The following is a 13,214-nucleotide window of genomic DNA, read 5'->3' on the forward strand; positions in this document are numbered from 1 at the left end:
GTCTAAATCTTTCCATTAAGGCGGCGCAACATGTCAAGCGCCTCATTCTCGTTTTGCTCCATAATCTCCCGTTCGCCGGGACCCTTGTCATTTATGCCACAAAGATGCAGCACCCCGTGTATTATCACCCGGTGCAGCTCATCGGCATATTCAGCTCCGACAAGCCGGGAATTACTTTCAACAGTGTCAAGCGAGATAAACATATCGCCACTGATAAGCTTTCCCCGGGAATAGTCGAAAGTGATTATGTCAGTGTAATAGTCATGCTGAAGAAACTGACGGTTTACCTCGATTATGCGCTCATCGTCACAAAATATATACACGAGTGGACCGACTATACGCTCGTGTGAGGCGGCGACATCGCTTATCCACCGCTCAAGCAACTGACGGTCAATCGACGGCATGTCGACATTCTGAGTTTCCCATTCAATGCTGACCATATCTGTCACAGTTTAAATTCATATTACAAAAATAGCTATTTTATAGTCAACGGAAAAATATATAGGCAGCTACAATGCCGGCAACCGACCCAACGACATCGGCAAGAAGGGCATATGGCACAGCATAACGCGTCTTGACGACCCCGACACTGCCGAAATAGACCGCGAGAATATAAAACGTAGTGTCGGTACTTCCCTGGATAGCAGCCGAGACACGCGACACAAATGCATCGGCCCCATACGTGCTCATAAGGTCAACCATCATGCCACGGCTGCCCGAACCGCTCAACGGCTTCATCAAGGCGGTAGGCAACGCTGCAACCCAATCGGCATCGACGCCGATGAAGTTAAAACATGACTCCATGCAGCCGGTGATAACATCCATCGCACCCGACGCCCGGAACATGCCTATCGCGACAAGTATCGCCACAAGATAAGGTATAATCATTACAGCCGTCCTGAATCCCTCCTTGGCACCCTCTATAAAAGAGTCATAGACATTGATGCGCTTACGCAATCCCGCGGCAAGAAACATAACTATCACGCTGAACAGCAATACATTGGCAACAAATGAGGAGTATTCCTCCACCTTCTCTTTGGGAAGTGACGAAAAGAACCACACTATTCCTCCGACAATCAGCGCAAGCCCTCCGAGCCACGCAATCAACACCTTGTCTTTCAGGCTTATGCCCTGCTTCAAGCACATTGCCACTATGCCGACAAACGTAGCGATAAAAGTGGCAAGCAAGATAGGGAGAAACACATCGGTAGGATTTTCCGCACCCGCCTGTGCGCGATACATCATAATCCCGATAGGAATAAAACAGAGTCCGGAGGCATTGAGAATCAAAAACATCAGCATGGCGTCAGTAGCTGTATCTTTCTTCTCGTTGAGCGACTGCATCTCTTGCATCGCCTTCAGACCAAGGGGCGTCGCCGCGTTGTCAAGACCGAGCATATTAGCCGAGGCATTCATAAATATCGAACCCATTGCCGGGTGCCCCTTAGGTATGCCCGGAAACAGCCGGCTGAAAAGCGGACTGATAAGCCGACCAAAAAATTGTATAACTCCGGCACGCTCACCGATCTTCATCAGTCCGAGCCACAGGGCAAGAATGCCGGTAAGTCCAAGCGAGATTTCAAACGCAGTCGCCGCAGAGCTGAACGACGCGCTCATAATAGAGCCCCATATTGTGAGGTCACCATAAAATATCGTCTTTCCAAGCGCCACTAAAAAAGCGACGAAAAAGAAAGCCATCCATATGTAGTTAAGAGCCATAGCAAGAGTTTTTACAAATATACTTCAATTTTTTCAAGCTACCTCACACTTCACAATTTTTCTGAACTTCGCGACCAAGCGGCCAAAAACCACATAACACTATATCATACAACACATTAAACCTCACGCACCCCCTCTGAGAATTAAATATTCAAGCAAGCTTCACACATCTACCCGTAATTTTAAATTCTCAAAGGCTTAAAATTGCCGGCACTCCCCTACCCTACTCCACTCATTTTTCTTAAATTTGCAGACACGAAATTTTTTTAGTCATGACCGAGAGTTGGAAACAAAATCTCAAAGAAGCGGCAAGAGAAGACAAAATCAAAATTCTTTCACGCTTCTTCAAGACCGGCAAAGGAGAATATGGCGAAGGCGACATATTTATAGGTGTGGTCGTGCCTGACAACCGAGCTGTCGCCCGGCGTTACCATGACGCTCCGGCAAGTGTCATCGAGGCGATGCTACACTCTCCGGTTCATGAACACCGGCTGTCGGGACTTCTCGCAATGGTAGAGTCATACAAGAAATCAAAACGCGACGAAAACCGCCGACGCGAAATAATCGAGCTCTACCTCGCCAACCTCACCCGTGCAAACAACTGGGACCTCATCGACCTGTCGGCACCATACCTGCTTGGCGAGTGGATGCTTGCCGACACTTCTGCCGAAGAGACAGTGAGACGCCTCACCCGGTCAGACAACCTCTGGGAGCAACGCGCGGCAATCGTGGCGACAATGATTCCGATACGCCACGGAAAGTGTGGACTCACCCTGGAGATTGCCGAAAAATACCTGACCCACACCCACCCCCTCATCCACAAGGCAACAGGATGGATGCTTCGCGAAGCGGGAAAGCATGTGGGCAAAGATGTTTTGACCGGCTTTCTCGACCGCCACGCGACAACGATGCCACGCACCATGCTACGCTATGCCATCGAACGACTGTCGCCGGAAGAAAAGAAACACTATATGTCCATAAGATAACGCAACAACATGAGACACATCTCTGCGACAATCATAACCTTTAACGAGGAACACCGCATCGAGGCATGCCTCGAATCACTCAAAGGTATCGCCGATGAAATAATAGTAGTCGACTCGTTTTCCACCGACCGCACGGCTGAGATATGTGCAAGCCACGGTTGCAAAGTCGTGAAGCGTGAGTTTCCCGGCTACGGAGCGCAAAGGCAGTTTGCCACATCGCTCACCACCTACAGCTATGTGCTGTCAATCGATGCCGACGAAGTGTTGTCGCCCGCCTTGCGCATGTCCATAAAAAAACTGAAGGAAACAGGCTTTGACCACAGAGTCTACAAAATGTCCCGACTCAATTTCTATTGCGGACAACCCGTAAAACACTGCGGATGGTATCCCGACCTACAGATACGACTCTTTGACAAACGCTACGCCAACTGGAATCTGCGCGATGTATCGGAACGAGTGATTTTCCCCGACACGCTACGCCCGGAAATGATTGACGGCGACATACTCCACTATCGTTGCTCCACCCCCGAAGAATACCGTCAGGTCCAGACACGCCACGCCGCAATAACCGGAAAAGTGCTGTCGGCCCATCTTGAATCAGTGCCGGCAATCACTCCATATATAAAAGGTATAAAAGCGTTCCTCGACTGCTATATAAACAAGGGCGCGATACTTGACGGAGCCGAAGGGCGCGCGATTAGCCGCGAGCAATACCGCTCTACATTTATCGCCTACAACATGGCGCGCCGCACCCTAAAGAAAACACGTTAAAACGGATGGACCTGTCAGGGGAAAATGCTATATTTGCATAAAACCTATCTACATGCTAAAATACAACCTTAACATCAGTTCGCGCTTTGAGCATCTGCGCGACAACATAGCCGCAATCCTGAAAAACGACGTACCGCCGGAAGCGGAACCGATCTATATGGACCGCAATACAGTGTATCGCCTTGCCATAGGCAACACAACGATAGTCATAAAGTCATTTCAGGTACCTAATTTCATTGACTCTTACCTGCAGACGATAGTAGGCAAAAGCAAGTCACATCTCTCCTATATAAATGCCAAGAAACTCCTGCAACTCGGATTCCGCACTCCCACACCCGTAGCCTACGGCGAAGTCCTCAACGGCAACCGCCTGTTGCGCAGCTATGCCATGACCGAATTTATAAGCGGGGGCGACCTGCGCGGCTGGGAAAACAATCCCGACAACGAGCCGCTTCTGCGAGCTTTTGCAGCAGAGATGGTGAAAATGCACGAGGCAGGAATACTTCATCGCGATTTTTCACCGGGCAACGTATTGTTTACCGGCACTCCCGCTCTCGGATTCAACTTCTACCACATCGACCTGAACCGCATGAAATTTGATGTCACTTCACGCGCCCGGCTCCTTTCAATGTTTGGAAGCCTCTCTACCTCGCGGGAGGCAATCGAGCGTCTTGCAGGATATTACGCAGAAGCAGCGGGCAATCCGGCTCTTGCAGCGGAGGCGGTCAAGGCATATGATGAATGTGCGCGCCAACACTGACCCGACCAAGAGAAAAGACAGTAAGGATTAGATTTTGGCGGCGGTGGTGCCCCATGTCGACCGGTCGAGGTTGCGATAAGAGATTGCCTCGCTTACATGAGCGGGCATGATCGACTCCTCGCCGGCAAGGTCGGCAATGGTGCGGGCCACCTTGAGTATACGGTCATATGCCCTTGCCGACATGTCAAAGCGTTTCATGGCATATTCCAGCAACTTCATGCACTCCTTGTCAAGACGGGCATGGACCGACAGCAGACGCGAGTTCATCTGAGCATTGCAATGGATGTCGCGCTCACCGGCAAAACGCGCTGTCTGCAGCGCGCGTGCCTTAACCACTCGCTCGCGTATGGCGGCACTGCTCTCACCGCTTTTCATTGACGACAATTCCTCAAACGGCACCGGCATAATCTCCACCTGCAGGTCAATGCGGTCCATCAATGGACCCGATATACGGCTGAGATACTTATTCACCTGCCCGGGCATACATGTACACTCCTTGGACGGATGATTGTAATAGCCACACGGACACGGATTCATCGACGCGACAAGCATAAATCCCGCCGGATAATCAATCGAGTATCTTGCCCGAGAGATACTGATATGACGGTCTTCAAGCGGCTGCCTCATCACTTCCAGCACTGTGCGCGGAAATTCCGGAAACTCATCAAGAAAAAGCACTCCGTTATGGGCAAGCGATATTTCACCGGGCATAGGGTTACCTCCCCCGCCGACAAGCGCCACGGGAGAAATCGTGTGATGGGGAGAGCGGAACGGACGGCTTGTCATAAGCTTTGCTCCACCCTTCAGTTTTCCTGCCACAGAGTGAATCTTGGTGGTCTCAAGCGCCTCCTGGAGTGTAAGGGGCGGCATTATCGACGGCAGCCTCTTCGCCATCATGGACTTGCCTGAACCGGGCGCACCGACGAGAAGTATATTGTGTCCTCCGGCACATGCGACCTCAAAGGCCCGCTTGACATTTTCCTGCCCCTTTACCTCTGAGAAGTCAAAATCAAAGCAGTCAACAGCCTTACCAAACTCTTCCCGCGTATTGACAACCACAGGCGACAGATTCACCCCGCCATTGAAAAAACCGACGACCTCGCTTAACGAGCTCACCCCATACACCTCTATATTATTGACGACAGCGGCTTCGGTCTCGTTAGCCTTCGGCACAATCATGCCTTTGAAGCCGAGACTGCGGGCGGCGATAGCCATCGGCAGCACTCCTTTGATAGGAAGCACCGACCCGTCGAGCGACAGTTCGCCCATAATCATGTAATCACCGAGTGTCGCCGCATCAATCTGACGTGATGCAGCAAGAATCGCAAGACTTATCGGCAAATCGTAGGCAGCACCTTCCTTCCTGACATCGGCAGGCGACATATTGACCACCACGGCATGACGCGGAAATTCAAATCCCGACTGCTTGACCGCACTTCTCACCCTCTGATAACTCTCCTTGACAGCAGCGTCAGGAAGCCCTACGAGGTTAAACGACGCACCAAGTTCCACGGTCACCTCTATCGTCACCGTTATGGCATCAATACCTTGCACTGCGGCACCAAATGTCTTAATAAGCATGATAAACAAGTAATTGCTACTTCTGCAAAAATAGACCTTTTTTCCGAATAATTGATTACATTATCACAATTATTTAGACCCGCAGAGACAAAGGTCTTCTAATACGGTCGTATTTCCATATTTTTTTTGTCAACTTATCTCCCGCCTCACTACAAACCCTGAAAAAAGCACTTCACGCGAAGCATCATTTCTCGGCAGGACGAAATATATACAATGGCGAACAGTCAAAACGCGGCAGAGCGACAAGCTGCACATGACACTCCGCGTCGGAAGGCAGATTACTGCCCGTACCCACCTTCAGCCCCTTTTCCTCAAGCGACATCCGCGACTCGGCAAGCGCAGTCTCGGGGGTATTGTTGTCATGGCTGAGATGACACAAAAACACATAACGCAGGCGCTCCGTATATATATCGGCAAGATACCGTGCCGTGACCTTATTGTCGAGATGACCGTTGACATTGCGGATACGCGCCTTCAGATATTCCGGATAAGGACCAAACCTCAGCATGTTCAGGTCATAATTGCTCTCGATCATAATATAGTCGGCACGCCTCATATAATAGTCGGCACGCTCCGATATACATCCGAGGTCAGTGGCGACAGAAAACGCCCTGTCATCATGCTGCACATAGAAGCCTACATTATCGGTGCCGTCGTGCATCACCTCAAATGCCGTGATCGTGAAATTGTCAATGGTGAAAGGTATCTCTTTGTAAATGTTGACCTGATAATCTTTAAGACGACGCGACACATTATGACGCCTCAACATCCCGTTAAGGGCACGCGGAGTGCAATACAGAGCCATGTTGCGATATTTTTTCAACAGCGCATAGGCAAATCTCATGTGGTCGCTATGGTCATGGGTGATACATATACCCTTCACGCTCTCCATCGGTATCTTATAAGCGGCAAGCCCGGCTGCCACATTCTTCGGGTCGACTCCCGCGTCAATCAGAAACCCTGATTTAGAGTCGCCGATATAGGAACAGTTGCCGCTGCTTCCGCTGCCGAATGACATGAACCTGATTTTGTTTGGCACAGGCTTCACCACAATAGGGCCCAGAGGCATCTCCCCGGTCACGCCACGTAGCCCCGACATCCCTCCGGCAAGCCTCACCCTCTTCACATATCCCTCTATTTCTGGATGAGAGGGCAGCAATCCGGGGGAAGGCGCCACGCGTCCCTCCACCTCGTCAAAGAGACCGGGGCTGTCATCAAGTGGGTTATGTCGTACGCGTCGTGCCATCGTTACTTATATAAGAGAAATATTGTCGGTGTCTTGTCGTAGTCATAATGCGCCTTTGCCCACCATGACAACTGACGGGTGATGATGCTCTCCTTATCACCCGTAATATCGGAAGCCACACACAGCGCCATCGATGACGGGAGCGACTTTGCAAGCTCGGCGATAAGCCGGTTGTTTCGATAAGGGGTCTCTATGAAAATCTGGGTCTGATTTTCGTGGCGTATGCGCCGCTCCATCTCCTTCAGTTTGGCTGCGCGCGCATCCTTGTCGACAGGCAGATAACCGTTGAAAGCAAAATTCTGCCCGTTGAACCCCGACCCCATCAGTGACATGAGAATGCTCGACGGGCCCACAAGCGGCACAATCCTGTAACCCTTTCTCTGCGCGACGGCAACAAGGTCGGCGCCGGGATCGGCGACAGCCGGACACCCTGCCTCAGAAATCACTCCTATGTCATAGCCTTCCTCGGCGGGACGCAGCAGTCCGGCGACCTCTTCGGGCGGAGTGTGCTCGTTAAGCTCGGCAAATTTAAGGTCGTCAATCACGATTGACCTGTCGCAACTCTTCAGGAAGCGCCTTGCCGACCGCAGATTCTCGACCACAAAATAGCCAAGCGACCTTATTATTTCAAGATTGTAGGACGGAAGCACCTTTTCAGGAGCTCCGCCCGACAACGTAACGGGTATAAGGTAGATGCAGGGTACTTTTTCTTTCATAATGTCGCAATGCTTGGGCGCAAACATTTACAAAGTTACCCATTTCCTGCCAAAATACATTATTAATATTTGTAAAAAACCGCCTGGAGGCCGTCAGCGTGCCGTCAGCTCTGCTCCATGCCGCGAAACCAGTCGTCGACCGAGGGAGCATCCTCGGCTATGCCGGTACCCGCCTCGACGCCGTATTCCTCGCCGTGTTGCGACAGGTCAAGACCTATCTCCTCGCTATGACGCGACACGCGCAACGGTATTATCTTGTTGGTCAGCCAATAAAGGAAGTAACTGACTGCAAATGTATAAACAAACACCATCAAGAGCACGAGAATGTGGTTCCAGAAAAACTCTGTGCGTGAAATCTCCATAGCTCCATCCTGAGCGAAAAAGTCGTAGGCGAATATACCGGTAAGCACAGTGCCGATGATGCCTCCGAGACCGTGGGTGGGAAACACGTCAAGGGCATCGTCAAGCATCTGTCCGTAACCCTTCCAGGCTACCGCGACATTACAGCAGATAGTGATGACAAAAGCGATGAACACACTCTGCCCTACAGTGACCCATCCCGCGCAGGGTGTAATAGCGACAAGCCCGATGACCGCACCGATAGCCGCCCCCATCGCCGAGGGTTTGTGACCGCGGAGCGCGTCAAACGCCACCCATGTCACCATAGCCGTAGCGGCGGCGGTATTGGTGTTGAGAAACGCCGACACAGCTATACCGTCGGCAGCGAGCGAGCTTCCACCGTTAAACCCAAACCATCCCAGCCACAGCAGGGCCGCGCCGAGAAGCACGAAAGGCACATTTGCCGGCTTTGCCGCCTCCTGTGAGGGAGTGCGCCTGCCGAGAAACCACGCTCCGGCGAGAGCGGCGATACCGGAAGCCGCATGGACCACTATGCCCCCGGCATAGTCATGGACATGCATCATGCCGAAGAGCCCCTCGGGATGCCAGGTGCAATGGGCAAGCGGACAGTAGACAAGCACCACCCACAGCACCATGAAAAGAAGATAGCCGGAGAAGCGGACACGCTCCGCAAAAGATCCGGTGATAAGCGACGGCGTAATGATGGCAAATTTCATCTGAAACAATGCAAACAGCGCAAGAGGGATAGTAGTGGTCGCCATGCCTATCTGCGACGGGTTGCCGGCATCAGTGACATTGCCCACGCCTACATTGTCAAACATAAAGAAATCCACAGGATTGCCTATCACATGGGCGATATCGTCGCCAAACGCAAGCCCGAAACCAAACACAACCCAGATGACACTCACAAATCCCATCACGATGAAACTCTGCAGCATAGTGGAAATGACATTTTTAACCCTCACCATGCCGCCATAGAAAAACGACAGACCCGGAGTCATCATCAAAACGAAAATCGTAGCGGTAATCATCCACGCCACATTGGCAAAAAGATGATCGTTTGGCATATTAAACAATGCCAGACCACCATCTCTGCCGGTAAACAAACCTAAAACACTCACGACCGCTATGATGACAAATGTCACAAGCCATCCGTAACTTACCTTTCTACCTTTAATAATCATAATTCCTATATCGATTTAAAATAAATATCAACAAGCCCGCTGCAAATGTTAATCACACCGGTACATCTGATAACAAAGTGACACGATATTCAAATAACATCAAGCAAAAAGCAATTATATTGACCGCAAATTAAGACAAAAGAAATTAATTTTCCAAATTTTAAGACAATTTTCTTTTAACAAAAATAATTTTGCCGCATAATGACAGCAATATCCCGCCCACGGCTGTCACCGACAGCCGAAACAACAGATTATTTTGACTTATCGCTTGTAGGTGCGATGGAAATGACGTAATTTTGTAGCTAAAATATCATCATCACGGTATATTATATGAAAAAGGTTTTGTTACTCGGTTCCGGAGCCCTCAAAATAGGGCAAGCGGGCGAATTTGACTACTCGGGCTCACAGGCGCTCAAGGCTATGCGCGAGGAAGGCATCTCGACAGTGTTAATCAACCCCAATATCGCAACCATCCAGACATCGGAAGGCGTTGCCGATCAGGTCTATTTCCTCCCTATCACCCCCTACTTTGTAGAAGAGGTGATAAAGAAAGAACGCCCCGACGGCATCCTGCTCGCATTTGGCGGTCAGACAGCGCTCAACTGCGGTACAGAACTTTATCTTAACGGCACCCTTGAAAAATATGGAGTAAAGGTACTCGGCACTTCGGTTGAGGCGATCATGATCACCGAGGACCGCGACCTCTTCGTAAAGAAGCTCAATGAAATCGAGGTCAAGACCCCGGTGTCGCAGGCAGTGGAGTCAATCGACGACGCCATAGAAGTAGCCCACCGTATCGGCTTCCCGGTAATGGTGCGCTCGGGCTACGCCCTCGGCGGTCTCGGTTCAGGAATCTGCACTAACGACGAGGAATTCCGCCGCCACTGTGAAAGCGCCCTCGCCTACTCCAAGCAGATACTTGTCGAGGAGTCGCTCAAGGGATGGAAAGAGATTGAATTTGAGGTAATCCGTGATGCCAACGACCACTGCTTCACAGTAGTGCCGATGGAAAATTTTGACCCGCTCGGCATCCACACCGGCGAGTCAATCGTAGTGGCGCCGATCGTGTCGCTCTCTCCCGAACAGATAAAGATGCTCGAAGACATAGCCACTCGTGTCGTGCGCCATATCGGCATCGTCGGCGAGTGTAACATCCAGTATGCATTCAACGCCGCCACCAATGACTACCGCATCATCGAGATAAACGCGCGTCTCAGCCGCTCGTCGGCTCTCGCGTCAAAGGCGTCGGGCTATCCCCTCGCATTTGTCGCCGCCAAGCTCGCTCTCGGCTATACTCTCGACCAGATAGGCGAGATGGGCACTCCCAACTCGGCATATGTAGCTCCCTCTGTCGACTACATGATAGTCAAGATACCGCGCTGGGACCTTACAAAATTTGTAGGTGTCGACCGCGAGATAGGCTCATCCATGAAGTCAGTGGGCGAAATCATGTCAATCGGAAAGTCATTTGAGGAAATCATCCAGAAAGGACTCCGCATGATAGGTCAGGGAATGCACGGTTTCGTAGGCAACAACGACCTGAAATTTGACGACCTTGACTACGCCCTCTCCCACCCGACCGACCTGCGCGTCTTCGCAATAGCCCAGGCTCTTGAAGAGGGTTACACCGTTGACCGCATCGAGGAGCTGACAAAAATCGACAAGTGGTTTATAGAGCGTCTTGAAAACATCGTGAAATACAAGTCGGTCATATCACAGTATGACAAAATCGAGGATATGCCCGCCGATGTGCTTAAAGAAGCAAAACGCCTCGGATTCTCCGACTTCCAGATAGCGCGCTTCGTAGAAAACCCCGCCGGCAACATGGAGGCGGAAAACCTGCGTGTCCGCGCCCACCGCAAGCAGCTCGGCGTATTGCCCTGTGTGCGCCGCATAAATACAGTGGCATCGGAATACCCCGACCTCACCAACTATCTTTATGTGACCTACGGCGCCGATGAAAACGCCATCCGCTATGACATGAACGCGGGCAACAATATCGTCGTGCTTGGTTCGGGAGCCTACCGTATCGGTAGCTCGGTTGAGTTTGACTGGTGTTCGGTCAACGCCGCCAACACCTGCCGCAAGCTTGGCTACAAGTCGATTATGATTAACTACAACCCGGAGACAGTGTCGACTGACTATGACATGTGTGACCGTCTCTATTTCGACGAGCTCAGCTTCGAGCGCGTGATGGACATCATCGACCTGGAGACCCCGCGCGGCGTCATCGTGAGCGTGGGCGGACAGATTCCCAACAATCTCGCCATGAAGCTCTACCGCCGTCACGTGCCTGTGCTCGGCACTTCACCGGTGTCAATCGACCGCGCTGAAAACCGCCACAAGTTCTCGGCGATGCTCGACCAGCTCGGCATCGACCAGCCCCGATGGAAAGAGCTCACCACCGAAGCTGAAATCGACAGCTTCATCGACGAAGTGGGATTCCCCGTGCTTATCCGCCCCAGCTACGTGCTTTCAGGCGCGGCGATGAACGTATGTTACGACTACGACCAGATGCACCGCTTCCTTGCACAGGCGGCAAAGGTGTCAAAAGAATACCCCGTTGTCGTTTCCGAATTCCTTCAGAACGCCAAAGAGATAGAGTTTGACGCAGTGGCACGCAACGGCGAGATTGTCGAGTATGCCATCTCCGAGCATATCGAATATGCCGGCGTACACTCCGGCGACGCCACCCTCGTGTTCCCCGCACAGAAAATCTACATGGCTACCGCACGCCGCATCAAGCGCATCAGCGCCAAGATAGCCAAGGAGCTCAATATCTCGGGTCCGTTTAACATCCAGTATCTCGCTAAAGACAATGACGTGAAGGTAATCGAGTGTAACCTCCGCGCGTCACGCTCATTCCCGTTTGTCAGCAAGGTTCTGAAGAAAAACTTCATCGAGACCGCCACACGCATCATGCTCGGCGAAAAAGTGGAGAAAGTAGACACATCGACATTTGACATCGACTACATCGGCATCAAGGCATCGCAATTCTCATTTGCCCGCCTTCACAAGGCCGACCCCGTGCTCGGCGTAGACATGTCATCGACCGGTGAGGTAGGCTGCCTCGGAAAAGACTTCGACGAAGCGCTTCTCAACGCCATGATTTCAGTAGGACACCATGTGCCTCAGGGCGCGGTGCTTGTAAGCTCGGGCGATGTACGCGGAAAGGTCGACATGCTTGACGCCTGCCGCCTGCTTGCCGACAACGGCTACAAGATATATGCCACCGAAGGCACTGCAAAGTTCCTGAACAACAACGGCGTAGAGGCACATCCCGTGTGCTGGCCCGACGAAGAGGGAGAAAATGTGCTCGACCTCATTTCCACCCACGCAGTCGACCTGGTGATAAACATCCCGAAGAACCATACCAAGCGCGAGCTTACCAACGGCTACCGCATACGCCGCTGGGCTATCGACCACAACATACCCTTGCTGACCAACGCACGCCTTGCAGGCGCATTTGTAAAAGCGTTTATCAACAAGCCGGTCGAGAAACTCGGCATCACCCCCTGGAAAGAATACTAATCCCTTTTACCAGAATAACCAAGGAGCTGCGCCATCTGACGCAGCTCCTTTTCTTTTTCCAATAACGATGCACGGACTCGGCGGATGAAACGCGGACACAGCGGATGAAACGCGGGCGAGCTTCCACTCGCCCCTACATTGTTTGTAATGTATCCCTATAAATAAAAACCTGTAAATCACGTGGTGCACCGCGTAGCCCGCATCGCGTAGCTGTAGGGGCGACTGGAAGGTCGCCCGCCTTACACCAAACCATACCCCATTTGGGGATGCACACCATAATCCAAAACCGCGCACGGTGCGGACGCGGCGGATGAAACGCGGGCGAGCTTCCACTCGCCCCTACATTGCTTGTAATGGGTT

10 protein-coding genes and 1 pseudogene are annotated in these 13,214 nt (G+C 51.7%); 4 read left to right on the forward strand and 7 right to left on the reverse strand.

Annotated features, from left to right (window positions below):
* Window positions 1–2: 2 nt before the first annotated feature.
* Window positions 3–440, reverse strand: coding sequence for an rRNA maturation RNase YbeY (ybeY, locus tag E4T81_RS07640; RefSeq protein ID WP_135043047.1), 438 nt, complete (start codon window positions 438–440; stop codon window positions 3–5).
* 46 nt (window positions 441–486) lie between these two features.
* Complete coding sequence (locus E4T81_RS07645; RefSeq protein ID WP_135043049.1) at window positions 487–1,719, reverse strand: nucleoside recognition domain-containing protein; 1,233 nt, start codon at window positions 1,717–1,719, stop codon at window positions 487–489.
* A 272-nt stretch (window positions 1,720–1,991) separates the two neighbouring features.
* Here E4T81_RS07645 and E4T81_RS07650 point away from each other — a divergent pair, with 272 nt between their 5' ends.
* Both E4T81_RS07650 and E4T81_RS16080 read left to right on the forward strand, forming a co-directional pair.
* On the forward strand, window positions 1,992–2,705 hold the full coding sequence (locus tag E4T81_RS07650; RefSeq protein ID WP_135043051.1) for a DNA alkylation repair protein: 714 nt from the start codon (window positions 1,992–1,994) through the stop codon (window positions 2,703–2,705).
* A 9-nt stretch (window positions 2,706–2,714) separates the two neighbouring features.
* Window positions 2,715–3,014, forward strand: a pseudogene (locus E4T81_RS16080) (glycosyltransferase family 2 protein); the annotation flags it as partial.
* Window positions 3,015–3,048: 34 nt separating this feature from the next.
* Here E4T81_RS16080 and E4T81_RS16085 read toward each other — a convergent pair.
* Window positions 3,049–3,258, reverse strand: coding sequence for a hypothetical protein (locus tag E4T81_RS16085; RefSeq protein ID WP_371683036.1), 210 nt, complete (start codon window positions 3,256–3,258; stop codon window positions 3,049–3,051).
* 270 nt (window positions 3,259–3,528) lie between these two features.
* Between E4T81_RS16085 and E4T81_RS07660 the strand changes: the two genes are divergently transcribed.
* Window positions 3,529–4,236: a lipopolysaccharide kinase InaA family protein gene (locus tag E4T81_RS07660; RefSeq protein ID WP_135043055.1), complete on the forward strand. Its 708-nt coding sequence runs from the start codon at window positions 3,529–3,531 to the stop codon at window positions 4,234–4,236.
* 27 nt (window positions 4,237–4,263) lie between these two features.
* On the opposite strand, the gene E4T81_RS07665 is transcribed toward E4T81_RS07660, so the two are convergent.
* From E4T81_RS07665 to E4T81_RS07680, 4 genes are all read right to left on the reverse strand, one after another.
* The gene (locus E4T81_RS07665; protein ID WP_135043057.1) at window positions 4,264–5,817 is read right to left on the reverse strand and encodes a YifB family Mg chelatase-like AAA ATPase; all 1,554 of its coding nucleotides are present in this window, start codon (window positions 5,815–5,817) and stop codon (window positions 4,264–4,266) included.
* Window positions 5,818–6,001: 184 nt separating this feature from the next.
* On the reverse strand, window positions 6,002–7,063 hold the full coding sequence (locus E4T81_RS07670) for an MBL fold metallo-hydrolase (RefSeq protein WP_135043059.1): 1,062 nt from the start codon (window positions 7,061–7,063) through the stop codon (window positions 6,002–6,004).
* A gap of 2 nt (window positions 7,064–7,065) precedes the next feature.
* A complete protein-coding gene (locus E4T81_RS07675) occupies window positions 7,066–7,779 on the reverse strand; it encodes an SAM-dependent methyltransferase (RefSeq protein WP_135043061.1) in 714 nt (237 codons plus the stop codon).
* A 104-nt stretch (window positions 7,780–7,883) separates the two neighbouring features.
* Window positions 7,884–9,323 carry an ammonium transporter gene (locus tag E4T81_RS07680; protein ID WP_135043063.1) on the reverse strand — a complete coding sequence of 480 codons (1,440 nt, stop codon included), beginning with the start codon at window positions 9,321–9,323 and terminating at the stop codon, window positions 7,884–7,886.
* 330 nt (window positions 9,324–9,653) lie between these two features.
* Between E4T81_RS07680 and carB the strand changes: the two genes are divergently transcribed.
* Window positions 9,654–12,854, forward strand: a complete 3,201-nt coding sequence (gene carB / locus E4T81_RS07685) for a carbamoyl-phosphate synthase (glutamine-hydrolyzing) large subunit (protein WP_135043064.1) — start codon at window positions 9,654–9,656, stop codon at window positions 12,852–12,854.
* Window positions 12,855–13,214: the final 360 nt, after the last annotated feature.

Source organism: Barnesiella sp. WM24 (genome assembly GCF_004570975.1).
Taxonomy (GTDB): Bacteria; Bacteroidota; Bacteroidia; order Bacteroidales; family Muribaculaceae; genus Muribaculum.